Origin of the sequence: Stutzerimonas stutzeri (assembly GCF_002909485.1) — a bacterium.
GTDB classification, from domain to species: domain Bacteria; phylum Pseudomonadota; class Gammaproteobacteria; order Pseudomonadales; family Pseudomonadaceae; genus Stutzerimonas; species Stutzerimonas stutzeri_AH.
Map to the genome: position 1 here is coordinate 87,190 of NZ_PPXG01000002.1, position 24,134 is coordinate 111,323.

Here is a 24,134-nt window from a genome sequence, read left to right on the forward strand (position 1 = left end):
CGGCATGAAGAGACAACCGTGCGGTTTCTTCATGACTGCGTCAGGCGGGTAAGCGAACAACGCTGCCCTGACTCCGATAACAACAAATTAGGAGCGCCCCATGTCTCTGGCCGAGATCCGTCTGGACGACAAGTACCGGCTTGCAACCGGTCATCTGTATCTCACCGGCACCCAGGCGCTGACCCGCTTGCCGATGCTGCAGCATCAGCGTGATCAGGCCCGTGGTTTGAATACCGGTGGCTTCATCTCCGGCTATCGCGGCTCGCCACTCGGCGGGCTGGACAAGAGCCTCTGGGAAGCCCGCGACTACCTCAAGCAACACGCCATCCACTTCCAGCCCGGCGTCAACGAAGAGTTGGCCGCTACCGCGGTGTGGGGCAGCCAGCAGACCAACCTGTTCCCCGGTGCCAAGTACGACGGCGTATTCGCCATGTGGTACGGCAAGGGCCCGGGCGTCGACCGCGCCGGTGATGTGTTCAAACATGCCAATGCGGCTGGGGTCTCGCCTCATGGCGGCGTGCTGCTGCTGGCGGGTGACGACCATGGCTGCAAGTCCTCGACGCTGCCGCACCAGAGCGAGCATGCCTTCATCGCCGCCTCGATCCCGGTGTTGAACCCGGCCAACGTCCAGGAAATCCTCGACTACGGCATCATCGGCTGGGAGCTGTCGCGCTACTCCGGTTGCTGGGTGGCGCTGAAGACCATCGCCGAGAACGTCGACTCTTCCGCCGTGGTGGAAGTTGATCCGCTGCGCATGCAGACACGTATTCCGGACGATTTCGAACTGCCCGAAGACGGTGTGCACATCCGCTGGCCGGACCCGCCACTGGTCCAGGAAAAACGCCTCAACCTGTACAAGATCTACGCCGCCCGCGCCTTCGCCCGCGCCAACAACCTCAACCGGGTGATGCTCGATTCGCCGAATCCGCGACTTGGCATCATCACGACCGGCAAGTCCTATCTCGACGTGCGTCAGGCGCTGGATGACCTGGGCCTGGACGAAGCGCTGTGTGCCTCGGTCGGCCTGCGCGTGCTCAAGGTCGGCATGAGTTGGCCGCTGGAGCCGGTCTCGGTGCACGAGTTCGCCCAGGGGCTAGATGAGATTCTGGTGGTCGAGGAGAAGCGCAGCATCATCGAGGACCAGCTCACCGGGCAGCTCTACAACTGGCCCGTCAGCAAGCGTCCGCGGGTGGTCGGCGAGTTCGACGAGCAGGGCAACTCGCTGCTGCCGAACCTCTCCGAGCTGACCCCGGCGATGATCGCCCGGGTGATCGCCAAGCGCCTCGCGCCGATCTACACCAGCGACAGCATCCAGGCGCGGCTGGCCTTCCTAGCCGCCAAGGAAAAGGCCCTGGCCGCGCGCAGCTACAGCACCGTGCGCACGCCGCACTACTGCTCCGGCTGCCCGCACAACACCTCCACCAAGGTGCCCGAGGGCAGCCGCGCCTCGGCCGGTATCGGCTGTCACTACATGGTGCAGTGGATGGACCGGCGCACCGAGACCTTCACCCAGATGGGCGGCGAGGGCGTCAACTGGATCGGCCAGGCGCCGTTCACCGACACCCCGCACATGTTCCAGAATCTGGGTGACGGCACCTATTTCCACTCCGGCAGCCTGGCTGTTCGCGCCGCCGTCGCAGCAGGTGTCAACGTCACGTACAAGATTCTCTACAACGATGCCGTGGCCATGACTGGCGGCCAGCCCATCGACGGCGAGTTGCGCGTCGATCAGCTCAGCCGGCAGATCTTCCACGAGGGCGTCAAGCGCATCGCCCTGGTCAGCGACGAGCCGGACAAGTACCCGACCCGCGACAGCTTCGCGCCGATCACCAGCTTCCACCACCGCCGCGAACTGGATGCGGTGCAGCGCGAGCTGCGCGAGTTCAAGGGCGTCTCGGTGATCATCTATGACCAGACCTGTGCCACCGAGAAACGTCGTCGGCGCAAGCGCGGCAAGATGGAAGATCCGGCCAAGCGCGCCTTCATCAACCCGGCGGTGTGCGAGGGTTGCGGCGACTGCGGCGAGAAGTCCAACTGTCTGGCGGTGCTGCCGCTGGAAACCGAACTGGGCCGCAAGCGCGAGATCGACCAGAACGCCTGCAACAAGGACTTCTCCTGCGTCGAGGGCTTCTGCCCGAGCTTCGTCACCGTGCATGGCGGCGGGCTGCGCAAGCCGGAAGCGGTGGCCGGTGGTATCGAGGCGGCGACATTGCCCGAGCCGCAGCATCCGTCGCTGGAGCGGCCGTGGAATGTGCTGATTCCTGGCGTCGGTGGCAGTGGTGTGACCACCATTGGCGCGCTGCTCGGCATGGCCGCGCATTTGGAAGGCAAGGGCTGCACGGTGCTCGACCAGGCCGGCCTGGCGCAGAAGTTCGGCCCGGTGACCACCCACGTGCGCATCGCCGCTAAGCAGAGCGACATCTACGCGGTGCGTATTGCCGCCGGTGAAGCCGACCTGCTGCTGGGCTGCGACCTGATCGTCGCGGCGGGCGATGAATCGCTGACCCGCCTGAACGAGCAGATCAGCAACGCCGTGGTGAACAGCCACGAATCGGCCACCGCCGAATTCACCCGCAACCCCGATGCCCAGGTGCCCGGCGCTGCCATGCGCCAGGCTATCAGCGATGCGGTCGGCGCCGAGAAGACCCACTTCGTCGACGCCACCCGCCTGGCCACGCGACTGCTCGGCGATAGCATCGCCACCAACCTGTTCCTGCTCGGCTTCGCCTATCAGCAGGGGCTGCTGCCGATCAGCGCCGAGGCCATCGAGAAGGCCATCGAGCTCAATGGCGTTGCCGCCAAGCTGAATCTGCAGGCCTTCCGCTGGGGCCGCCGCGCCGTGCTCGAACGCGAAGCGGTGGAAGGGCTGGCGCGCCCAGTCGAGGTCGCCGAACCAATCTGTAAAACCCTGGAAGAGATCGTCGACTGGCGCGTGGATTTCCTCACCCGCTACCAGGGCGCCGGGCTGGCGCGCCGCTATCGCCAGCTGGTCGAGCGCGTGCGCGGCGCCGATAGCGCCGATGATCTGGCGCTGTCCAAGGCCGTCGCGCGCTACTACTTCAAGCTCCTGGCCTACAAGGACGAGTACGAGGTGGCGCGCCTCTACAGCGAGCCGGAATTCCGCCAGCAGCTCGAGGCGCAGTTCGAGGGCGATTACAAGCTGCAGTTCCACCTCGCCCCGGCCTGGCTGGCCAAGCGTGACCCCGTCACCGGCGAGCCGCGCAAGCGCGAGCTGGGGCCGTGGGTGCTGAACGTGTTTGGCGTGCTGGCCAAGTTCCGCTTCCTGCGTGGCACGCCGCTCGATCCGTTCGGCTATGGCCACGACCGCCGCGTCGAACGCCAGTTGATCAGCGAGTACGAGAAGACCGTGGATGAGCTGCTGGCCCAGCTCAAGCCGACCAACTACCGCACCGCCGTGGCCATCGCCGCGCTGCCGGAACAGATCCGCGGCTACGGCCCGGTGAAGGAGCGCTCCATCGCCAAGGCCCGCCAGCAGGAGAAGTTGCTGCGCGAGCAGCTGGCCAAGGGCGACGAGGTGCAGAGCGTGCGGCTGTTCCAGCCGGCGGCGTGATGAGACGTCCGCTGGTGGATTGGCCTCGGGCAGCCCTGCGGCCTGCAGTCGCCGCGGGGGCGCGCCTCCCACAGGCTTCGGTATGTGCCGGCCACTTTTGTGAGAGGCCCTCCCTCGCAGTCGCCGCGAGGTCGCGCCTCCTACAGGGCTCGGTGTGCACCGGCCGCTTTTGCGGGAGGCCCGCCCTCGGGGCGATGCTTTCCGCCAGAACCGTTTTCAGACGGGCCCGACAGCAAGGCCCCGAATCCAATAACAATGAAAGAGGTAACCCAAATGTCCGTCTTCGCTCACCCCGACTTCGATCGCCACGAACAGGTGGTTTTCTGCCATGACCAGGCGTCGGGTCTGAAAGCCATCATCGCCATCCACGACACGCGCCTCGGTCCGGCGCTGGGTGGCTGCCGGGTGTTCCCCTACGCCAATGACGATGACGCCCTGCGCGATGTGCTGCGCCTGTCGCGCGGGATGACGCTGAAATCCTCGCTGGCCGGGCTCAAGCTCGGCGGCGGCAAGGCGGTGATCATCGGCGATCCGCATACCGGCAAGAGCCAGGCGCTGCTGCACGCCATGGGCGACTTCGTCGACAGCCTCGGCGGCCGTTACATCACCGCCGCCGACTCCGGCACCGGAGATGCCGAAATGCAGGCCTTCGCCCAGCGCACCCGTCATGTCGTCGGCGCCACGCCACGCACCACCCTGGATGGCAGCATCGCCAGCGGTGACCCGTCGCCATCCACGGCCTACGGCGTGTTCGTCGGCCTCAAGGAAGCGGTGCGCCAGCGCCTCGGCCGCGATGACCTGGCCGGGCTGAAGGTGGCGATCCAGGGTGTCGGCCATGTCGGCCTGGGACTGGCGCGGCACCTCAAGGCAGCCGGTGCCGAACTCTGGGTGGCGGACATCTTCGACGCCAACGTCAAGCAGGCGATGGATGAACTGGGCGCCAATGTGGTCCGTCCACAGGACATTTACGGCCTGGACGTGGACGTTTTCGCGCCCTGCGCCATGGGCGGCATTCTCAGCGAGCAGACCCTGGAAGTGCTGCGTGCGCCGGTGATCGCCGGCGCGGCGAACAACCAGCTGGCCACCGCGGAGATCGGCGTCGAACTGCAGCGGCGCAACCAGCTGTATGCGCCGGACTACGCGATCAACGCCGGCGGCATCATCGACGTCTACTACCAGCGCACCGGCGGCAGCGCCGCGCAGATCGACGCCCATGTAAAAGCCATCGGCGAGACGCTGGGCGAGATATTCGCCCGCTCCGCCGCCAGCGGCGAGCCGACCTCGGTGATAGCCGATCGCCTTGCGTTGGAGCGCTTGCACGCTGGTGGCGTACCGCAGGCCGAGGCACTCAAGCGCCAGGCTTCGTGAGTAATCCAGACCGGCCGCCTGAGCGTGCCGGCCTTCACTGAGCGAGACGGCGGGCGGCGATCGCCAGCGCCGTGCCCGCTCCGTTCGTTCGCTTTATCCCTGACAAAAACAACAAGCAGGAATCCGCAATGACCGATAAAAGCAGCCTCGCGGCCGGCGCCCTCGCTGGCGCCCGCGCACGTATCCAAGACAACGCCAGCCGAGGCCTGTGGTCCTCTCGCTGGGTGTTCTTCCTCGCCGCCACCGGCTCGGCGGTGGGCCTGGGCAACATCTGGAAATTCCCTTACGTGACCGGGCAGAACGGCGGCGGCGCCTTCGTTCTGGTCTATCTCGCCTGCATCCTCTTGATCGGCATTCCGCTGCTGATGACCGAAGTGATGATTGGCCGTCGCGGTCGGGCGAATCCTGATGGCGCCGTGGCCCGGCTGGCTCGCGAAGCCGGCGCCAGTTCGCGCTGGCGCGTGGTCGGCTGGCTCGGCGGGCTGACCGGCTTTCTCATTCTGAGTTTCTATCTGGTGGTGGCTGGCTGGGCGCTGGCCTATGTGCCGGCGACTTTCAGCGGCGGTTTCACCGGGGTCAGCGGTGAGGCCAGTGGCGAGCTGTTCGGCGCGCTGCTGGCGGACCCGCTGCGCCTGGTGGTTTGCGCCACGCTGGTGCTGGCCGCGACCATGCTGATCGTCGGTTTCGGCGTGCGCGGTGGGCTGGAGCGTTCGCTGCGCTTTCTGATGCCCGGACTATTCGTGCTGATGCTGGTGCTGGTTGTTTATGCCGCCATCGAAGGCGAATTCGCCCAGGCGCTGCAGTTTCTCTTCGTGCCGGACTTCTCCGCGCTGACTGCGCAGAGCGTGCTGGTCGCCCTTGGCCATGCCTTCTTCACCCTGAGCCTCGGTTGCGGCGCGATGATGGTCTACGGCTCCTATCTGCCGGAAGGCACCTCGATCGCCAAGACCTCGATTCTGGTGGCGCTGGCCGATACCGCGGTGGCGCTGCTGGCCGGCCTGGCGATCTTCCCGCTGGTGTTCGGCAACGGCCTGGAGCCAGGGGCCGGGCCGGGACTGATCTTCGTCACCCTGCCGATCGCCTTCGGCCAGATGCCACTGGGGCAGGTCGTGGGCGGGCTGTTCTTCGTGATGCTGGTGATCGCCGCGCTGACCTCGGCCATCTCGCTCTCCGAGCCGAGCATCGCGTGGCTCACCGAGCGCTTCGGCATCAGCCGGACCAAGGCGGTGCTGGGCAGCGGTCTGGTGCTCTGGCTGCTGAGCCTGGGCAGCGTGTTCTCCTTCAACCACTGGGCGGACTACCAGCTGTTCGGCAAGACCTTCTTCGACACCCTGGACTACCTCACCACCAATTGGCTGATGCCGCTGGGCGGGCTGGGCACGGTGCTGTTCACCGGCTGGGTGCTGCAGCGTCACGTGGTCAGCGAGGCCATCGGCATTCGCAACGCCGGGCTGTTCCAGGCTTGGTGGAACCTGCTGCGCTACGGCACGCCGGTGGCCATCGTGCTGGTATTCCTCAACCTGCTCGGGCTGATCTAGCGCGACCACGGTTGTCCGTGCAGAACGCGTCGGTGGGCTGAAAGCCCACCCCGCAAGAATGCTGCGGGCTTCTCAGGAAGTCCTTTTGGTGGGCTCAGGTCCATCCCATCGAAGGCCGACACAGGCCTTGGTGGGGTGGGCTTCAGCCCACCTTTTTTATGCGCGACGCCATGCACGGGATGATATGTGCGGCAGGTTGTCGCACCGCTCTGTCAGCTTTTCGTTACGCCTGGCAAGCCGCCGGGCCAGGCTTTTCAGCAAAAAAGGCGCTGTAAGGAAAACCTGACAGCGGGGATGGCACCTGCCGCTTTCCGTGCCCGTAAACAGCATTGTTCGCCGCCCTGGCCTGGGGTGTGATGGGGCCAGCCAAGCCGTGCAACGGCCGTCCTCACAACAATAATCAGGAGGCGATATGAACGCCGTGAACAAGATTGAACAGCACAACCCCATCGGCACCGACGGCTTCGAGTTCGTCGAATTCACCGCGCCGAATGCCGAGGGTATCGAACAGCTGCGTACGCTGTTCACCCAGATGGGCTTTACCGAAACCGCCAAGCACCGCTCCAAGGAGGTCTGGCTGTTTCAGCAGCACGACATCAACATCGTGCTCAACGGCAGCCCCACCGGACATGTGCGCGCCTTCGGCGAGAAGCACGGCCCGAGCGCCTGCGCCATGGCCTTCCGGGTGAAGAATGCCGCGCAGGCCGCCGCCTACGTCGAATCCCAGGGCGCCAAGCTGGTCGGCAGCCACGCCAACTTCGGCGAGCTGAACATCCCCTGCGTCGAAGGCATCGGCGGCTCGCTGCTGTATCTCGTTGACCGCTACGGTGACAAGAGTATCTACGACGTCGACTTCGAGTACATCGAAGGGCGCACGCCGAATGACAACGCCGTCGGCCTGATGTGCATCGACCACCTGACCCACAACGTCATGCGTGGGCAGATGGATGTCTGGTCCGGTTTCTACGAGCGCATCGCCAACTTCCGCGAGATTCGCTACTTCGACATTGAGGGCAAGCTGACCGGCCTGTTCTCACGTGCCATGACCGCGCCCTGCGGCAAGATCCGCATCCCGATCAATGAGTCGGCCGACGACAAATCGCAGATCGAGGAATTCATCCGCGAATACCACGGCGAGGGCATCCAGCACATCGCGCTGTCCACCGACGACATCTACGAGACCGTGCGCCGCCTGCGTGCCAACGGCGTGGACTTCATGACCACACCGGGCACCTATTACGAGAAGGTCGATACGCGCGTTGCCGGCCACGGCGAGCCAACCGATGTGCTGCGCGAGCTGAACCTGCTGATCGACGGCGCGCCGGGGGATGACGGCATCCTCCTGCAGATCTTCACCAACACGGTGATCGGCCCGATCTTCTTCGAGATCATCCAGCGCAAAGGCAACCAGGGCTTCGGCGAAGGCAACTTCAAGGCACTGTTCGAATCCATCGAGGAAGACCAGCTGCGCCGCGGCGTGATCAAGGCGGACGAGTAAGTTCAGCGCCGGGGTGGGGTTGCGTAGGGTGGATGTCGCGAAGCACATCCACGCGTATGGCGGGAACAACGGGCCCGCGTGGGGCCGACCCGGTTCAGCCGCGTGGAAGATGCTTCGCAGTCTTCCACCCTACGCGACATCCACCCTACGCATCGGCACTCACCGCACCGCCATTCAGATCACGCGGTATCACGAAGGAGAGACACATGAGCCGTAAATGGATCAGTTTCCCCATCCGCGAGGGTGAGAGTTCGCGTCAGGCGCACTGCGATTTTCCGCAGGGCACCTACGAGCGCGAAATGGGCCGCGAAGGCTTTTTCGGCCCGGCTTCGCACCTGCATCACAAGCATCCGCCGACCGGCTGGATCGACTGGGAAGGCCCGCTGCGCCCGCACGCCTTCAACTTCAATCACATCCCCAGCGAAGGCGACTGCCCGCTGCAGGCGCCGCTGGCGCTGCACAACGCCGACGTCAAGTTGCGCCTGTGGAAGACCAACGGCGCCATGCGCCATCTGGTGCGCAACGGTGATGGTGACGAACTGCTGTTCATCCACGAGGGCGCCGGGCATCTCTACTGCGACTTCGGGCACTTGGAATTTCGCGACGGCGACTACTTGATGATCCCGCGCGGCACCGCCTGGCGCATCGAGGCGACGCAGCCGGTGTTCATGCTCTTGATCGAGAACACCGACGGCGCCTACCAGCTGCCGGAAAAAGGCCTGGTCGGCCCCCACGCCATCTTCGACGCCGCGGTGCTCGACCATCCGCGCCTGGATGATGCCTTTCGCGCGCAGCAGGACGAGAACCCCTGGCAGATCCGCATCAAGCGGCGAGACCAGATCACTACCGTGACTTACCCGTACAACCCGCTGGACGTGGTCGGCTGGCACGGCGACAACACCGCGGTACGGCTCAACTGGCGCGACATCCGCCCGCTGATGAGCCATCGTTATCACTTGCCGCCATCTGCTCACACCACCTTCGTCGCCAACGGTTTCGTGGTCTGCACCTTCACGCCGCGGCCGGTGGAATCCGATCCGGGCGCGCTGAAGGTGCCGTTCTTCCACAACAACGACGACTACGACGAAGTGCTGTTCTACCACCGCGGCAACTTCTTCAGCCGCGACAACATCGAGCAGGGCATGGTGACCTTCCATCCCTGCGGCTTTCCCCACGGGCCGCATCCGAAGGCGCTGAAGAAGGCGCAGGACGACCCGGCGACCTTTGCCGACGAGGTGGCGGTGATGATCGATACCCGCCGCGCGCTGGAAGTCGGCGAAGCCGCCGCAGCCGTCGATGTTCCCGAATACGTCAACTCCTGGCGTGCGCCGGGCAAGGAATCCTGATGAAACTCGCAACCCTCAACCAGGGCCGCGACGGCGTGCTCGTCGTCGTCTCCCGTGATCTCGCCCAGGCGGTGAAAGTGCCGCAGATCGCCGCCACACTGCAGGCCGCGCTGGATGACTGGAACTACAGCAAGCCCAAACTCGAAGCTGTCTACCAGCGCCTCAATGACGGGGTGGCGGAGGGCGCTTTCGCCTTCGATCAAGCCTCTTGTCACAGCCCGTTGCCGCGTGCCTATCACTGGGCCGATGGCAGCGCCTACGTCAATCACGTCGAGCTGGTGCGCAAGGCCCGTGGCGCGGAGATGCCGGAATCCTTCTGGCACGACCCGCTGATGTATCAGGGCGGCGGCGATGCCTTTATCCCGCCGCACAGCCCGATCCGGCTGGCCGACGAGGCCTGGGGCATCGACTTGGAAGGCGAGCTGGCGGTGATCACCGACGACGTGCCCATGGGCGCGACGCCGGCCGAGGCCGCGTCGCACATCCAGCTGCTGATGCTGGTCAACGACGTGTCGCTGCGCAACCTGATCCCCGGCGAGCTAGCCAAGGGCTTCGGCTTCTACCAGAGCAAGCCGTCGTCGAGCTTCTCGCCGGTGGCGGTGACGCCGGACGAACTCGGCGAAACCTGGCGCGACGGCAAGGTGCATCGCCCGCTGGTTTCGCACATCAACGGCGAGCTGTTCGGCCAGCCGGATGCCGGCATCGACATGACCTTCAACTTCCCGACCCTGGTCGCCCATGCCGCGCGCACCCGTCCGCTGGGCGCCGGCACCATCATCGGCTCGGGCACGGTGTCGAACTACGACCGCAGCGCTGGCTCGTCCTGCCTGGCCGAGAAGCGCATGCTCGAAGTGGTCGAGCACGGTGAAGCGAAAACGCCATTCCTCAAGTTTGGCGACCGGGTGCGCATCGAGATGTTCGACGCCAACGGGCAGAGCATCTTTGGTGCCATCGATCAGCAGGTCGAGCGCTATGAGCACTGAGCTGACGCTCTATGGCTACTGGCGCTCCAGCGCTGCCTATCGGGTGCGCATCGCGCTGAACCTTAAGGGGCTGGCTTATCGGCAGGTGCCGGTGCATCTGGTCAAGGATGGCGGCCAGCAGCGTGCGGCTGATTACCGCACGCTCAACCCACAGCAGCTGGTGCCGCTGCTGGTGGACGAGGCCAACGGTGGAGCGCGCATCAGCCAGTCACTGGCGATCCTGGAGTACCTCGAAGAGGTGTTCCCGGTGCCTGCACTGCTGCCGGCCGATCCGGTCGAGCGCGCCCAGGTGCGCTCGCTGGCCATGCACATCGCCTGCGAGATCCATCCGCTGAACAACCTGCGCGTGCTGCAGTACCTCAGCGCCGAACTGGGCGTCGACGACGAGGCGAAGAACGCCTGGTACCGGCACTGGGTCAGCCAGGGGCTGGAGGCTGTGGAACAGGGTCTGGAAACCTTTGGTGACAAGCTTTACCTGAACGACCGGCCAGGTTATCTGGAGGCATGTCTGGTGCCGCAGGTATACAATGCGCGCCGTTTTGCCTGTGACCTCGCGGCGTATCCACGCATTCTCGAGATCGTCGCACGCTGCGAGACGCTTCCGGCCTTCCAGCAGGCCGTGCCGGAGGTGCAGCCCGACGCTCAATGAACGACTGAATCCGCCTTGCACGCTGCTGCGCCTGAGCGCGGCGGTTCCGATCCCGTCACAGATAACAACAAACAGGTGACGTATGACTCGTGAAAAACCGAAGAACCTCTGGCTGTCGCGCTGGGGCTTCATCCTCGCGGCAACAGGCTCCGCCGTAGGGCTGGGCAACATCTGGAAATTCCCCTACATCACCGGCGAGTTCGGCGGTGGTGCTTTCGTATTGATGTACCTGCTGTGCATCCTGGCCATCGGCGTGCCGGTGATGATGTGCGAGATAGCCCTCGGCCGCCGCGGCCGTGGTAGCCCCATCGACGCTGTCGGCCGGGTCGTTCGCGAGAACAATGGCAACCCGCTGTGGAAGGGCGTCGGCGTGATGTCCATGACGGCCGGCTTTTTGATCCTCTGCTTCTACGTGGTTGTTGCCGGTTGGGCATTCGCCTACACGGTGAAGATGCTCGATGGCTCGCTGGCTGCTACCAGCGTCGAGGCGCTTGGCGGCGTGTTCGAGGCGCACAACGCCAACCCCTGGCAGCTCGGCGGCTGGAGCCTGTTGGTGGCGCTACTGACGCTATGGATCGTCGCCAAGGGCGTACAGAAGGGCATCGAGAATGCGGTGCGCTGGATGATGCCTGGCCTCGCCGTGATGCTGCTGATCCTGGTCGGCTACGCCTACACCAGCGGCGGTTTCGATCAGGGCTTCGCCTTCCTGTTCAGCTTCGACACCTCGAAGATCACCGGTGAAGCGCTACTGGCCGCCCTTGGCCATGCGTTTTTCACCCTGAGTCTGGCGGCTGGCGCGATCCTTACCTACGGCTCGTATATCCCGGACGACCAGTCCATCGCCCGCACCACCTTCATGGTTGCGCTCGCCGACACTTGCGTCGCGCTGATGGCCGGGCTGGCGATCTTCCCGATCATCTTTGCCAACGGCATGGACCCGACCGCCGGCCCAGGGTTGATCTTCATGAGCCTGCCGCTGGCTTTCCAGCAGATGCCGTTCGGCACCGCGTTCGGCGTGCTGTTCTTTGCCATGGTGTCGATCGCGGCGCTGACCTCGGCGATCTCGATGATCGAAGCCACCGTTGCCTACCTAAACGAGAAATACGGTATCTCGCGCCTGAAAGCGGCGATGGTTTCGGGCTCCGTGCTGCTGGTGATCAGCATGCTGGCGATGCTCTCGTTCAACGTGCTGTCCGGCTGGACGCCAATGGGCAAAAACTTCTTCGACTGGCTGGATTACCTGACTTCGCGCTGGATGATGCCGCTGGGCGGGATCTTCACCGTGCTACTGGCTGGCTACGCGCTGCGCAGCGAGATCATGCGTGACGAGCTGAACCTGCCGCCGCTGGGCTACGCGCTGTGGCTGTTCATGGTGCGTTACGTCTGCCCGGTGCTGATCCTGATGGTGTTCCTGCACGCCCTCGGCTGGTTGGGTTTTGACCCGCTGCAGCGTTGGTACTGGATCGCCGGTGCTATCGGAGCGCTCACCGTGATCGGCGAGCTGCTGCGGCCGCGGGTTGTGCCGGCACTGGCCGGACGTTGATTGGCCGAACGTGGCGCCCGTAAAAAGGCGCCACGCTTGTCTCCGGTCGGAAAGGCGATCCCCCGCTTGATCGTCGTCATCTATGCGTAAAGTTCTGCTGGACGTGGCCGACAATTTAGGGTGACAGCCAGGGAGGCGCACGGAACAGGGATGCTCGCTTGCCCGAACCGATCCGGACACGCTGCCATGCCCAACAGTCTCAAGTTCAGCCACAAGATTCTTCTGGCCGCATCGCTGATCGTGATCGCGACCTTCTCGTTGTTCACCCTGTTCAACGACTACCTACAACGTAACGCCATCCGCGCCAACCTCGAGAGCTATCTCGATGAAATGGGCGAGGTGACGGCGCACAACATCCAGAACTGGCTCTCCGGCCGTATCCTGTTGGTGGAAAGCGTTGCACAGAACATCGGCAGTGACAGCGCCGAAGCGCGAGTGGCTACGCTGCTCGAGCAAAGGGCGCTGGCTGAGACGTTCATGTTCAGCTACCTCGGGGGGCAGGATGGCAGTTTCCTCATGCGTCCCGCCGAGGAGATGCCAGCCGACTACGATCCACGCTCGCGCCCCTGGTACAAAGACGCCATTGCGGCGGGTGGTTCGACGCTGACCGAACCCTATGTGGATGCGGCGAGCGGCGAGCTGATCATCTCCATCGCCACCCCCGCCGTGCAGCGAGGACAGAATCTCGGCGTCGTCGGTGGCGACCTGGGGCTGAAGGTGCTGGTGGAAATCATCAACGCGCTCGACTTCGACGGCATGGGCTACGCCTTCCTGGTCAGCGGTGACGGCAAGGTGCTGGTTCACCCGGACAGCCAACGAGTGATGCAATCGCTGCGCGACATCTACCCACAGAACACGCCATCGCTCGATAGCCGCTATGTCGAAGTGCAGCGTGACGATTCCAACCGCATCCTCAGCTTCAGCCCGGTCAAGGGGTTGCCTTCGGTGCAGTGGTACGTCGGCATATCGCTGGACCGTGACAAGGCGTATGCCAGCCTCACCAGTTTCCGCACATCGGCGGTGTTCGCTGCGTTGATTGCCGTGGTGGTGGTCATGCTGCTGCTGGGGATGCTGATTCGCGTGCTGATGCGTCCGCTTACCGACATGGGCCGTGCGATGGCCAACATCGCCGAAGGCGAGGGCGACCTGACCCGGCGCCTCGCGGTGCAGTCGAAAGACGAGTTCGGCGAACTGGCCTCGGCTTTCAACCGCTTCGTCGAGCGTATCCATACGTCTATCCGCGAGGTGTCCTCTACCACGCAGCAGGTCAACGAAGTGGCAGCGCGGGTGCTGGCGGCGTCCAACTCGTCCATGGCCAACTCCGATGAGCAGGCCAGCCGAACCAACAGCGTCGCTGCTGCGATCAATGAGCTCGGCGCGGCGGCTCAGGAAATCGCCCGTAACGCCGCGGATGCCTCGCAGCAGGCCAGCGGTGCAAGGCACCAGGCCGAAGACGGCCGTCAGGTAGTCGAGCAGAACATCAGTGCCATGCGCGAGCTTTCGGCCAAAATCAGCGCGTCTTGTACGCAGATAGAGACGCTGAATGCCAAGACCGTGGACATCGGGCAGATTCTCGAAGTGATCAAGGGTATTTCCGAGCAGACCAACCTGCTGGCGCTAAACGCCGCCATCGAGGCGGCGCGCGCTGGCGAGGCGGGTCGCGGGTTCGCCGTGGTCGCCGACGAGGTGCGCAACCTGGCCCATCGCACGCAAAGCTCGGCGCAGGAAGTCCAGCAGATGATCGAGCAGCTGCAGATCGGTGCCGGCGCCTCGGTGCAGACCATGACCGAGAGTCAGCGGCAAAGCGAATCCAGCGTCTCCATCGCCGATCGCGCTGGCGAACGGCTTGGCGAAGTGACGCAACGCATCGGCGAGATCGATGGTATGAACCAATCGGTGGCTGCGGCGACCGAGGAGCAAACCGCGGTGATCGAGTCGTTGAACATGGACATCACCGAGATCAACACGCTGAACCAGCAAGGCGTGGAAAACCTGCAGTCTACGCTGAGCGCCTGTGGCGATCTGGATCAGCAGGCCCGCCGCCTCAAGCAGCTGGTGGACAGCTTCCGCATCTGACCTGAACGGTGGTTTTCGAGGGCGCTGCGGCGCCCTTTTTCATGGATGTGATATGGCAGCGGAGCAATGTGCCGGTGATGGCAGTCTGAACTGTTCACGTCGCGTATCCCCAAGGAGGCTCCATGAAAATTCTCATCGTGCTCACGTCCCACGACCAGCTGGGTGATACCGGCAAACAGACCGGCTTCTGGCTGGAGGAATTCGCCGCGCCGTACTACGCCTTTCTGGATGCCGGCGCGCAGGTGGTGCTCGCGTCGCCCGAGGGTGGCGAACCGCCGCTCGACCCGAAGAGCGACGAGCCCGACGCCCAGACTGCGGCTACCGAACGCTTCAACGGTGACGGTGAGGCCCAGACGCTGCTGGCCAACACCTATCGCCTGGATCAGGTCTCGGCCGAGGATTTCGACGCGGTGTTCTACCCCGGTGGGCACGGCCCGATGTGGGACCTGGTGGATAACCCGACTTCCATCGCCCTGATCGAGTCCTTCGTCCGGGCCGACAAGCCTGTGGCTGCTGTGTGCCACGCGCCGGCGGCACTGACCGAAGTGCGCGGCAAGGATGGCGAATATTTGCTCAAGGGCAAGCGCGTTACCGGCTTCACCAATGGCGAGGAGGCGGGCGTGGAGTTGACCGACGTAGTGCCGTTCCTGCTCGAAGACCGTTTGCGCGAGCGCGGCGGCCAGTACAGCAAGGGTGCGGACTGGGCGCCCTATGTGCAGGTGGACGGCCTGTTGGTGACCGGGCAGAACCCGGCCTCATCGGAAGCGGCGGCGCAGGAGCTGCTCAAGCTGTTACGCACCGACTGATGGAATTACTGCGGCCAGGCGAGCTGTTCCGCCTGGCCGCAGGCTTCGAACAGCGGCCGGCTGAACAGATAGCCCTGCATCAGATGAATGCCCAGATCGAACAGCGCGCTGCATTCGTCCGCGGTTTCGACGCCCTCGCCGATCACCTGAATACCCAACTCCTCGCACATTCCCACTGTCGCCCGGACAATGGCCTGGCGCGTGCGGCTCTGGTCGATGCCGCGGATCAGGTCCATGTCCAGCTTGATGATGTCCGGCTGGAAGTCGGCCAGCAGGTTGAGCCCGGCGAAGCCCGCACCGAAGTCGTCGATGGCGGTGAGAAAGCCGATGCGCTGGTATTCGCGGAACACCTCGGTCAGCCACTTGCCGTCGTTGATGCGCTCGCCTTCGACGGTCTCGAAGATGATTTGCTCGATGGGAAAATCGTGGGCACGGGCGGCTTCCAGCGTCGAGCGGATGCACAGCTCGGGACGATAGATCGCGTTGGGCATGAAATTGATAGACAGCTTGCTCTGCATGCCCAGGCGGGACGCCGTCTTGATCGCTTTGACCCGTCCGGCCTGATCGAAGCGGAAGCGATTCTGCTCGGTGACTTGCGATAGCACTGTGGGCGCTGGTTCGCCGCCGACGCCGCGAACCAGCGCTTCATGGGCGAAGATCTGTCGGGCGCGCAGGTCGATGATCGGCTGAAAGGCATAGCTGAAGCCGAAGCCCAGGCGCTCGCCACTGGCGCAGCTGGGGCAGGCGCCGTGCTCGCTCGGGCCATGGCAGGCGTAGCCGTCGGGGGTTGGATTAACACTGGTGTTGCTTGATGTCATGGGCGCACTCAACTTTGAGCCGGGCTAATAGCAGGTTAGCGGCTGTGCGGCGGATCACTGAAGGCCGCTGGTCTGCCAGCGCGGCACGCATGACAGCCTTCAGTGCTTCGCGACTGGGTGCGTCGCCGGCTTGGTCTTGGCCCCTAGCTCCTCGATCAGGCTGCGCGCGGCAAAGTCCGCGGCATCGGTGAAGGGATTGAGCACGCGAGCGACGCCTGCTGCATCCAGCGCCTTGCCATGCTGGTCATCGCGCACCACGCCGGCGATCTTGCCCCGGAAACCGGCGTGCTTGAGCGCATGCAGAAAGGCGCGGTTGGCTTCCCACTGCGGAAAACTGGTGACTACCCATTCAGCATGCTGCAAGGGCAGCGACTCGAGAAAGCTGGGGTCCTCGCCATCGCCGAAGCGCACCGGCAGCTTGCAGCGGCGCAGTGTCCGCACCGCCTCCGGGTCGAAGTCCACGCCGAGGACGGGCATGCGCGCATCGGCCAGCTGCTGCAGCAGGCGCGAGCCGTAACGGCCGAGGCCGAAGACGATGATGCGCGGGTGCCCGTCCGGCCGGCCTTGCGCCTCCACTTCCAGTTCGCGGTACGGACGCTTGCGTTCGAACACTCCGAGCCATGGTGCCAGGCGTTCATAGAGCGGGTGCGAGAACAGGATCATGTAGGTCGAGAGCATGATGGTGACCAGGCCGACCAGCGTGGTCAGCCCCAGCGCTTCTGGCCCGACATGACCGAGGGTGATGCCCATGGCGACGAAGACGATGGAGAACTCGCTGATCTGCGCCACCGTCAGCCCGGCGAGAAAACCGGTGCGCTTGCGATAACCCATGTAGCCCATGATCGCCATGACGATCAGCGGATTGCCGATCAGCACGAACAACGCCAGCACGACGGCCGGCAGGATCTCGTTGCCGAGGGTGGAGAAATCCAGCCTGCCGCCCAAGTCGATGAAGAAGAACAGCAGCATGAAATCGCGGATACCGGTCAGGCGTGCGTTCATCGCTTCGCGATAGGCGGTCGAGGCCAGCGAAAAACCGGCGACGAATGCCCCGGCCTCCTTGCTGAAACCAACGTAGTCGCCCAGCGCGGCAAGTCCGGTACCCCAGGCAATGGCGAAGATCAGCAGCAGCTCCTGCGAGCGCGCCATGCGGCTGACCAGCTTCGGCAGGATGTAGCGCATCAGCACGTACATCACGATGGCCGCGCCAGCCAGGCGCAGTAGCAGCGAGCCGGAAACCTCGACCCAACCGGCATCGCCGGCCCCGCGCAGGGCGCTCATGGTCATCATCGCCAGCACCACGGCAAGGTCCTGAACGATCAGAAAGCCGACCGCGATGCGCCCATGCAGCGAGTCCAGCTCGTGTTTGTCCGAGAGCAGCTTGACGATGATGATGGTGCTGGAAAAGGTCAGCGCCACGGCGATGTAGATTGCCTCCATGGTGCTCTTGCCCATCAGCAGTGTCAGCGCGAAGCCGAAGACAATGGTGAAGGTCAGCTGTCCGAGCCCCGTGGCCAATGCCACCGGGCCGATGTTGCGGATATGCGCGAGGTCGAGCTTGAGGCCGACGACGAACAGCAGCACGGCAACCCCGATCTCGGCCAGCAGGTGGATCTGCTCAGCCGCATTGACCGGGCCGAACAATGCCGGGCCCAGCAGGATGCCGACCACGATATAAGAGATCAGCAGCGGCTGGCGCAGGCTCACCGCAATCGCCCCGACCACCGCGGAGATGATCAATAGCATGGCGAATTCGGCAAATGGGCCGTGGGCGATCAGCGCTTCCATCGTTGACTCCGTACAAGTGATATTCGGCGCCGTAGCGCTGCGTCTATCCTGCGGCAGCGCGCTGCTCGCCGCTACTGTCCGGTGAGGGGAAAGTTGGAAAAGCGCACTTGTCGTCGCGGCGCTTCCGGTGAGCGCCAATCGAGCGGGCCGTACCGGGCAGCTGCTAGAATCCGCCCTTTTTCATACTGCCGAATCGGCGCTGCGAGCCTGCCATGACCTTCGCCTCTCTGGGCCTGATCGATCCGCTGCTGCGGACCCTGGAAACCCTCGACTACCGCAAGCCGACGCCGGTGCAGACCGAGGCCATTCCCGCCGTGCTCAAGGGCCGCGACCTGATGGCCGCGGCGCAGACCGGCACCGGCAAGACCGCGGGTTTTGCCTTGCCTTTGCTGCAGCGCCTGACCATGGGAGGCGCCAAGGTGGCGAGCAATTCGGTGCGTGCGCTGGTGCTGGTGCCAACCCGCGAGCTGGCCGAGCAGGTTCACGAGAGCTTTCGTGTCTACGGCCAGAACCTGCCGCTGCGTACCTACGCGGTGTACGGTGGGGTCAGCATCAATCCGCAGATGATGGCGCTACGCAAGGGCATCGACGTGCTGGTGGCCACGCCCGGTCGCCTGCTCGACCTCTACCGGCAGAACGCCGTGGGCTTCGCCCAGCTGCAGGCGCTGGTGCTCGACGAAGCCGACCGCATGCTCGATCTGGGTTTCGCCGAAGAGCTGGACGCGCTGTTTTCCGCCCTGCCGAAAAAGCGCCAGACCCTGCTGTTTTCCGCGACCTTCTCCGAGCCGATCCGGCAGATGGCCCGCGAGCTGCTGCGCGACCCGCTGTCGGTCGAGGTCAGCCCACGCAATGCCGCGGCGAAGACGGTCAAGCAATGGCTGGTGCCGGTGGACAAGAAGCGCAAGTCCGAGCTGTTCCTGCATCTGCTGGCGGAGAAGCGCTGGGGCCAAGTGCTGGTGTTCGTCAAGACGCGCAAGGGTGTCGACCAGCTGGTGGAGGAGCTGCAGGCTGCCGGCATTTCCAGCGATGCGATCCACGGTGACAAGCCGCAGGCCTCGCGCTTGCGCGCGCTGGAACGCTTCAAGGCAGGTGAGGTGCAGGTCCTGGTGGCGACCGATGTCGCCGCGCGCGGTTTGGATATCCACGACCTGCCGCAAGTGGTCAACTTCGACCTGCCGATCGTTGCCGAGGACTACGTGCACCGCATCGGTCGCACCGGCCGGGCAGGTGCCACGGGCGAGGCGGTATCGTTGGTCAGCGCCGATGAAGTCGATCAGCTGGCGGCCATCGAAACCCTGATCAAGCAGGTGCTGCCGCGCCACGACGAATTGGGTTTCGTGCCCGATCATCGCGTCCCGACCACCACCCTCGGCGGGCAAATCATCACGAAACCGAAGAAACCGAAAAAGCCCAAGGAGGGGAGTGGCAAGGGCAAGATCCATCTCGGCAACTGGTTCGACGAGAGTGAAAAGCCAAACGCCAAGCCCATCCGCAAGGTGCCTAGCCTGGGTGGTGGCAAGCCTGCAAAGAAGCGCTGAGAATCTTAGAGGCACGGGCTAAGCTCTTTCGAACCAGGCGCTAAGGCGCTGCATGCGGGGATAACGATGCATGGGCAGCAAGACGACCGCACTCATACTGCTGGCTGGCGCGCTGTTTGGCGCGGCTGCAGAGGCTTCCATGAGGTGTGGCACCCGCTTGGTTCACCTGGGTGATACACGTGAGCAGGTCGAGGCCAAGTGCGGGCCCGCCGATAGCCAAACCTTCGAAGGGCCGTCGCTGCGCAGCGACGGCGTCGTACAACCGGGTGCCGTCAGGATCGACCGCTGGGCCTACGGCCCGCGAAACGGCGCGCACTACCATCTGCGCTTCATTGACGGCAGCTTGGTTGAAATCCGGATGGAGCGTAACCCGTAGGGCGCGGATACGCTGAGCTGACTACACGTGAATCTGCCGGTTACGGCGTAGCCCAGGCCGGGCCTGCTTGTGCGTCGGCGCCGATCACTATCCACATATTCGAGTTCACCAGTTAGGCGGTCGCCAGCAATCGGTACTGCTCCGGGTCGCGGCCGTCGGATATGCGGCCAATAACCGCTCGACGGGCGGTCTAGAGCGTCGCGTGATGATTGATCTGGGTCTAGGCTTGCTCCGGTCTGCCCATTGCAGACTCGAACGTCCCGAATCAAGGAGCAAGCCCATGACCCAAACCATGAAAGCAGCAGTGGTTCACGCCTTCGGCGAGCCGCTGCGCCTCGAGGAAGTCAAGGTGCCGATGCCCGGCCCAGGACAGATCCTGGTGAAGATCGCCGCCTCCGGTGTATGCCACACCGACCTCCACGCCGCAGAGGGCGACTGGCCGGTCAAGCCGGCGTTGCCATTCATCCCTGGCCATGAAGGTGTGGGCCATGTCTCCGCCGTCGGCGCCGGCGTCACGCGCGTGAAAGAGGGCGATCGCGTCGGCGTACCCTGGCTGTATACCGCCTGCGGCTGCTGCGAGCACTGTATGACCGGGTGGGAAACCCTCTGCGAGGGCCAGCAGAACACCGGTTACTCGGTGAACGGCGGTTACGCCGAATACGTGCTGGCTGACCCGAACTATGTGGGCATCCTGCCGAAGAATGTCGAATTCGACGAGATTGCGCCGATCCTCTGTGCCGGGGTCACCGTCTACAAGGGTCTTAAAGTCACTGGCGCCCGACCCGGGCAATGGGTGGTGATATCCGGTATCGGCGGCCTTGGCCACGTCGCCGTGCAGTACGCCAAGGCCATGGGGCTGCACGTGGTGGCGGTGGATGTAGATGATGCCAAGCTCGAACTGGCCAAGCGCCTGGGCGCCAACCTGACCATCAACGCACGCACGGAAAACCCCGTGGAGGTGGTGCAGCGCGACATCGGTGGGGCGCACGGCGTGCTGGTCACTGCGGTGTCCAACAGCGCCTTCGGCCAGGCCATCGGTATGGCCCGCCGACGTGGCACCGTGGCCCTGGTTGGCCTGCCGCCGGGTGATTTCCCGACGCCGATCTTCGATGTGGTGCTCAAAGCGATCAGCATCACCGGCTCCATCGTCGGCACCCGCGCCGATCTGCAGGAGGCGCTGGACTTCGCTGGCGAAGGGTTGGTCAAATCGACCATCCATACCGACAGTCTCGACAATATCAATCAGATCCTCGATGACATGCGTGCCGGGCGCATTGAAGGCCGTATCGTGATGAAGATGTAAACCCCACGCGCGGCCGGCTCGTTCGGCCGCCACTTTCCCTCCTTCAACCCTGTGTGGCTGTGGGCTCTTCGGTCTGCAGCCAGCGCAGCATTCCCTCGGCTGCGTACCTTCCGCTGGCGAAGCAGGCGGTCAACAGATAGCCGCCGGTCGGCGCCTCCCAGTCGAGCATCTCTCCTGAGCAGAACACGCCGGGCAGCCGCTGCAGCATCAGATTGTCATCCAGCGCGTCGAACGGTACGCCGCCGGCGCTGCTGATCGCTTCGTCCAGCGGGCGCGGGCGGAGCAGGCGGATGGGCATGGCCTTGATCGCCGTGGCCAGGGCCTGCGGGTCCTGGAAAGTCTCGGCATCGGCCAGCTCACGCAGTAGCGCGGCCTTGACCCCATCGAGCTTAAGCTGGCGATGTAGATGCTTGGCCATCGACTGCGAGCCCCGCGGTTTGGCCAGGGCGCTGGCAATCTGCGACTGCGTGCGATCCGGCAGCAGGTCGAGCAGCACGGTGGCGACGCCATCGCGGTTGATCGTGTCGCGGATCTGCGCCGAGAGCGCATAGACCAGGCTGCCCTCGATTCCCGTTGCGGTGAGCACGAATTCGCCTTTGCGCGGCGTAACGCCGGGCAGGGCGAGACTGACCGTCTTCAGCGGCGCGCCAGCGAATTTTTCCCTGAGATGGGCGCTCCAGCCTGCTACTTCGAAGCCACAGTTGGCCGGCTGCAGCGGCGCGATCGCAACGCCGCGGGCCGCGAGCAACGGCACCCAGGCGCCATCCGAGCCCAGGCGCGCCCAACTGCCGCCGCCGAGGGCGAGCAGGGTGGCGTGCGCGTCGACTCGGGTTTCGCCTTCCGGACCGGCGATACGCAGCGCGCCGTGGTCGTCCCAGCCCAGCCAGCGCTGGCGGGTATGAATGCGTACGCCATTCTCACGCAGTCGCTTGAGCCAGGCACGCAGCAGCGGCGCGGCCTTCATGTCGGTGGGGAACACCCGGCCCGAGCTGCCGACGAAGGTGTCAATGCCAAGCCCATGAATCCATTCGCGCAAGGCCCCTGGGTTGAAGGCATCGAGCAATGGCCGCAGGCGCTCGGCGCGCTCGCCGTAGCGGCCAACGAAAGCGCTGTAATCCTCGGCGTGGGTGATGTTCATGCCGCCGACCCCGGCCAGGAGGAATTTGCGGCCCACCGAAGGCATGGCGTCGTACAGGTCAACGGCGACACCTGCCCCGCTGAGCACCTCGGCGGCCATCAGGCCGGCGGGGCCGCCGCCGATGATGGCGACACGATAAGTGGGGGCGGGCGGGGACATGGCGGCGGCCTGGCGAACATGACGGGGCGGGCATTGTAGCCGCTGGCGGATGCTCAGCCGAGCCCGTGACGTTGCCAGGCCGCCGCTGCGCTGATGTGCAGGGTGGCGTGACGACGGGCGAGCAGGGCGCGGTCCTTGTCGTAACCGCCGCCGATCAGGCCGACCACCGGGATATCGCGGCCCAGGCAGTGATCCAGTACGGCGCTGTCCCGCGCGGCGAGTCCCGCATCGGTGAGCGAAAGCAGGCCCAGGGCGTCGTCGCGATGCACGTCGACCCCGGCGTCGTAGAGCACCAGGTCCGGCTGATAGATGGGCAGCAGGTAGTTCAGCGTATCGTGCACCACCTTCAGATAGGCCTCGTCGCCCATCCCGGGCGGCAGCGGGATGTCCCAGTCGCTGCGGGCCTTGCGCGTAGGGAAGTTCTTCTCGCAGTGCAGCGAGACGGTGACCGCATCGGGCACGTTCTCCAGGATGCGCGCCGTGCCGTCGCCTTGATGCACGTCGCAATCGAAGATCAGCACGCGTCCCGCCTGTCCGCTTTCCAGCAGATACAGAGCGATCACCGCCAGGTCGTTGAAGATGCAGAAGCCCGACGCGTGGTCGTGGTGGGCATGGTGCGTGCCGCCGGCCAGATGGCAAGCCAGGCCATGTTGAAGCGCTTGCTCGGCCGCCAGCAGCGACCCTCCCACCGCGCGCACGGTGCGCTGCGCAAGCTCCGGGCTCCAGGGTAGACCGAGGCGACGCAGCTCGTCGCGACTCATCGCTCCGCTGCAGTAGCGCGCGACGTAATCGGGGGCATGGGCCAGGGCCAGAATCTCCCGACTACACAACTCCGGGCGCAATAGCGCCTCGTCTGTGGTCAAACCCAAAGCGACCAGATGGTCGCGCAGCAGACGGAACTTCTCCATGGGAAAGCGATGGCCCGGCGGCAGTGGCGGGCTGTAATCGTCATGAAATACCAGGGGAAGCGACATGAACCACGCGTGTTCGATGGATGTGCGGCGCAGTATGCAGGCTGGCCGTCGGAGCGCTCAAGGGAGCACGGATGGTTGAACGACTCGCACTCGAAAGTACGCGCCTACGGCTGCGCAACTGGCATGACGAAGACCTCGGGCCGTTGGCGCGGCTCTGCGCCGATCCAGAAGTGATGCGCTACAACCCGACACTGATGTCCCGTGACGAATGCGCGGCACTGATGGTGCAGGGCAGGCTGCATTTGCTGCGCAACGGCTTTGGCTTGTGGGCGCTGGAGCGCAAGGACACTGGCGGCTTCATCGGCTATTGCGGCCTGGTCTGGTCCAACGTGCCGTTGCCGAAGCCGACGGTTGAACTACGCTGGGCCATGGCGTGCGAGCATTGGGGGCGGGGCCTGATCCATGAGGCCGCAGAGACGGTACTGAAATGCGCGTTCGGCGCACTGCGACTGGATGAAGTAGTGGCCTGCGCAGCTCGACTCAACGAGCCGGCCAGACAGCTGCTGGAGGAGCTTGGCATGCACCCGGAGCCCACCCCGTCGTTCGGCCATCCAGACCTGCCGCCCGAACATCCGCTGCACGCTCAAGTGCTTTATCGGTTGCCGCGTGACGATTGGCGGCGATGAGCACGGTTGCTGGAGCGTTGGCGGCGAAATCCGTAA

The 24,134-nt window shown here is 64.7% G+C and carries 18 protein-coding genes; 14 read left to right on the top strand and 4 right to left on the bottom strand.

Annotation, left to right across the window (positions count from 1 at the left end):
* Positions 1–100 precede the first annotated feature (100 nt).
* From CXK91_RS04000 to CXK91_RS04045, 10 genes are all read left to right on the top strand, one after another.
* Complete coding sequence (locus CXK91_RS04000) at positions 101–3,571, top strand: indolepyruvate ferredoxin oxidoreductase family protein (protein WP_103455074.1); 3,471 nt, start codon at positions 101–103, stop codon at positions 3,569–3,571.
* Positions 3,572–3,844: 273 nt separating this feature from the next.
* Positions 3,845–4,939: a Glu/Leu/Phe/Val dehydrogenase dimerization domain-containing protein gene (locus tag CXK91_RS04005; protein ID WP_103455075.1), complete on the top strand. Its 1,095-nt coding sequence runs from the start codon at positions 3,845–3,847 to the stop codon at positions 4,937–4,939.
* Positions 4,940–5,067: 128 nt separating this feature from the next.
* On the top strand, positions 5,068–6,477 hold the full coding sequence (locus CXK91_RS04010; RefSeq protein WP_103455076.1) for a sodium-dependent transporter: 1,410 nt from the start codon (positions 5,068–5,070) through the stop codon (positions 6,475–6,477).
* A 412-nt stretch (positions 6,478–6,889) separates the two neighbouring features.
* Complete coding sequence (hppD, locus tag CXK91_RS04015; RefSeq protein ID WP_103455077.1) at positions 6,890–7,975, top strand: 4-hydroxyphenylpyruvate dioxygenase; 1,086 nt, start codon at positions 6,890–6,892, stop codon at positions 7,973–7,975.
* Between the two features lie 206 nt (positions 7,976–8,181).
* A complete protein-coding gene (locus tag CXK91_RS04020) occupies positions 8,182–9,321 on the top strand; it encodes a homogentisate 1,2-dioxygenase (RefSeq protein ID WP_103455078.1) in 1,140 nt (379 codons plus the stop codon).
* Entirely contained in the window at positions 9,321–10,304 is a 984-nt protein-coding gene (locus CXK91_RS04025) for a fumarylacetoacetate hydrolase family protein (protein WP_103455079.1), read from the top strand. The genes CXK91_RS04020 and CXK91_RS04025 overlap by 1 nt, the downstream gene beginning before the upstream one ends.
* Positions 10,294–10,953 carry a maleylacetoacetate isomerase gene (maiA, locus tag CXK91_RS04030; protein ID WP_103455080.1) on the top strand — a complete coding sequence of 220 codons (660 nt, stop codon included), beginning with the start codon at positions 10,294–10,296 and terminating at the stop codon, positions 10,951–10,953. The genes CXK91_RS04025 and maiA overlap by 11 nt, the downstream gene beginning before the upstream one ends.
* 82 nt (positions 10,954–11,035) lie before the next feature.
* On the top strand, positions 11,036–12,496 hold the full coding sequence (locus CXK91_RS04035) for a sodium-dependent transporter (protein WP_103455081.1): 1,461 nt from the start codon (positions 11,036–11,038) through the stop codon (positions 12,494–12,496).
* 186 nt (positions 12,497–12,682) lie between these two features.
* Positions 12,683–14,572, top strand: coding sequence for a methyl-accepting chemotaxis protein (locus CXK91_RS04040; protein WP_103455082.1), 1,890 nt, complete (start codon positions 12,683–12,685; stop codon positions 14,570–14,572).
* 122 nt (positions 14,573–14,694) lie between these two features.
* Positions 14,695–15,378: a type 1 glutamine amidotransferase domain-containing protein gene (locus CXK91_RS04045; protein ID WP_103455083.1), complete on the top strand. Its 684-nt coding sequence runs from the start codon at positions 14,695–14,697 to the stop codon at positions 15,376–15,378.
* A gap of 5 nt (positions 15,379–15,383) precedes the next feature.
* Here the strand turns inward: CXK91_RS04045 and CXK91_RS04050 are convergent, their stop codons facing one another.
* Together CXK91_RS04050 and CXK91_RS04055 are read right to left on the bottom strand one after the other, a co-directional pair.
* Positions 15,384–16,196 (bottom strand): EAL domain-containing protein, encoded by an 813-nt coding sequence (locus CXK91_RS04050; RefSeq protein WP_103455084.1) that lies wholly within the window; start codon positions 16,194–16,196, stop codon positions 15,384–15,386.
* Between the two features lie 99 nt (positions 16,197–16,295).
* Positions 16,296–17,984, bottom strand: coding sequence for a cation:proton antiporter (locus CXK91_RS04055; RefSeq protein WP_103455085.1), 1,689 nt, complete (start codon positions 17,982–17,984; stop codon positions 16,296–16,298).
* A 212-nt stretch (positions 17,985–18,196) separates the two neighbouring features.
* On the opposite strand from CXK91_RS04055, the gene CXK91_RS04060 reads away from it, so the two are divergent.
* The 3 genes from CXK91_RS04060 to adhP all read left to right on the top strand — a co-directional run bounded on the left by CXK91_RS04060 (position 18,197) and on the right by adhP (position 21,201).
* On the top strand, positions 18,197–19,522 hold the full coding sequence (locus tag CXK91_RS04060) for a DEAD/DEAH box helicase (protein WP_103455086.1): 1,326 nt from the start codon (positions 18,197–18,199) through the stop codon (positions 19,520–19,522).
* Positions 19,523–19,592: 70 nt separating this feature from the next.
* Positions 19,593–19,898, top strand: coding sequence for a DUF2845 domain-containing protein (locus CXK91_RS04065; protein ID WP_102856731.1), 306 nt, complete (start codon positions 19,593–19,595; stop codon positions 19,896–19,898).
* 280 nt (positions 19,899–20,178) lie between these two features.
* Entirely contained in the window at positions 20,179–21,201 is a 1,023-nt protein-coding gene (gene adhP, locus CXK91_RS04070; protein WP_103455087.1) for an alcohol dehydrogenase AdhP, read from the top strand.
* Positions 21,202–21,244: 43 nt separating this feature from the next.
* Here the strand turns inward: adhP and CXK91_RS04075 are convergent, their stop codons facing one another.
* Positions 21,245–22,498 carry a TIGR03862 family flavoprotein gene (locus CXK91_RS04075; RefSeq protein WP_103455088.1) on the bottom strand — a complete coding sequence of 418 codons (1,254 nt, stop codon included), beginning with the start codon at positions 22,496–22,498 and terminating at the stop codon, positions 21,245–21,247.
* Positions 22,499–22,551: 53 nt separating this feature from the next.
* Positions 22,552–23,472: a histone deacetylase family protein gene (locus tag CXK91_RS04080; protein WP_103455089.1), complete on the bottom strand. Its 921-nt coding sequence runs from the start codon at positions 23,470–23,472 to the stop codon at positions 22,552–22,554.
* A 71-nt stretch (positions 23,473–23,543) separates the two neighbouring features.
* On the opposite strand from CXK91_RS04080, the gene CXK91_RS04085 reads away from it, so the two are divergent.
* Positions 23,544–24,098: a GNAT family N-acetyltransferase gene (locus tag CXK91_RS04085; RefSeq protein ID WP_103455090.1), complete on the top strand. Its 555-nt coding sequence runs from the start codon at positions 23,544–23,546 to the stop codon at positions 24,096–24,098.
* The last annotated feature ends 36 nt before the right edge of the window (positions 24,099–24,134 follow it).

Coding starts and splice junctions, on each gene's coding strand:
- CXK91_RS04055 (WP_103455085.1), bottom strand. CDS start 17,984: ATGGAAGCGCTGATCGCCCACGGCCCATTTGCCGAATTCGCCATGCTA.
- adhP (WP_103455087.1), top strand. CDS start 20,179: ATGACCCAAACCATGAAAGCAGCAGTGGTTCACGCCTTCGGCGAGCCG.
- CXK91_RS04065 (WP_102856731.1), top strand. CDS start 19,593: ATGGGCAGCAAGACGACCGCACTCATACTGCTGGCTGGCGCGCTGTTT.
- CXK91_RS04050 (WP_103455084.1), bottom strand. CDS start 16,196: ATGACATCAAGCAACACCAGTGTTAATCCAACCCCCGACGGCTACGCC.
- CXK91_RS04020 (WP_103455078.1), top strand. CDS start 8,182: ATGAGCCGTAAATGGATCAGTTTCCCCATCCGCGAGGGTGAGAGTTCG.
- CXK91_RS04010 (WP_103455076.1), top strand. CDS start 5,068: ATGACCGATAAAAGCAGCCTCGCGGCCGGCGCCCTCGCTGGCGCCCGC.
- CXK91_RS04045 (WP_103455083.1), top strand. CDS start 14,695: ATGAAAATTCTCATCGTGCTCACGTCCCACGACCAGCTGGGTGATACC.
- CXK91_RS04035 (WP_103455081.1), top strand. CDS start 11,036: ATGACTCGTGAAAAACCGAAGAACCTCTGGCTGTCGCGCTGGGGCTTC.
- CXK91_RS04060 (WP_103455086.1), top strand. CDS start 18,197: ATGACCTTCGCCTCTCTGGGCCTGATCGATCCGCTGCTGCGGACCCTG.
- CXK91_RS04040 (WP_103455082.1), top strand. CDS start 12,683: ATGCCCAACAGTCTCAAGTTCAGCCACAAGATTCTTCTGGCCGCATCG.
- CXK91_RS04005 (WP_103455075.1), top strand. CDS start 3,845: ATGTCCGTCTTCGCTCACCCCGACTTCGATCGCCACGAACAGGTGGTT.
- CXK91_RS04025 (WP_103455079.1), top strand. CDS start 9,321: ATGAAACTCGCAACCCTCAACCAGGGCCGCGACGGCGTGCTCGTCGTC.
- CXK91_RS04085 (WP_103455090.1), top strand. CDS start 23,544: ATGGTTGAACGACTCGCACTCGAAAGTACGCGCCTACGGCTGCGCAAC.
- CXK91_RS04080 (WP_103455089.1), bottom strand. CDS start 23,472: ATGTCGCTTCCCCTGGTATTTCATGACGATTACAGCCCGCCACTGCCG.
- maiA (WP_103455080.1), top strand. CDS start 10,294: ATGAGCACTGAGCTGACGCTCTATGGCTACTGGCGCTCCAGCGCTGCC.
- CXK91_RS04000 (WP_103455074.1), top strand. CDS start 101: ATGTCTCTGGCCGAGATCCGTCTGGACGACAAGTACCGGCTTGCAACC.
- hppD (WP_103455077.1), top strand. CDS start 6,890: ATGAACGCCGTGAACAAGATTGAACAGCACAACCCCATCGGCACCGAC.
- CXK91_RS04075 (WP_103455088.1), bottom strand. CDS start 22,498: ATGTCCCCGCCCGCCCCCACTTATCGTGTCGCCATCATCGGCGGCGGC.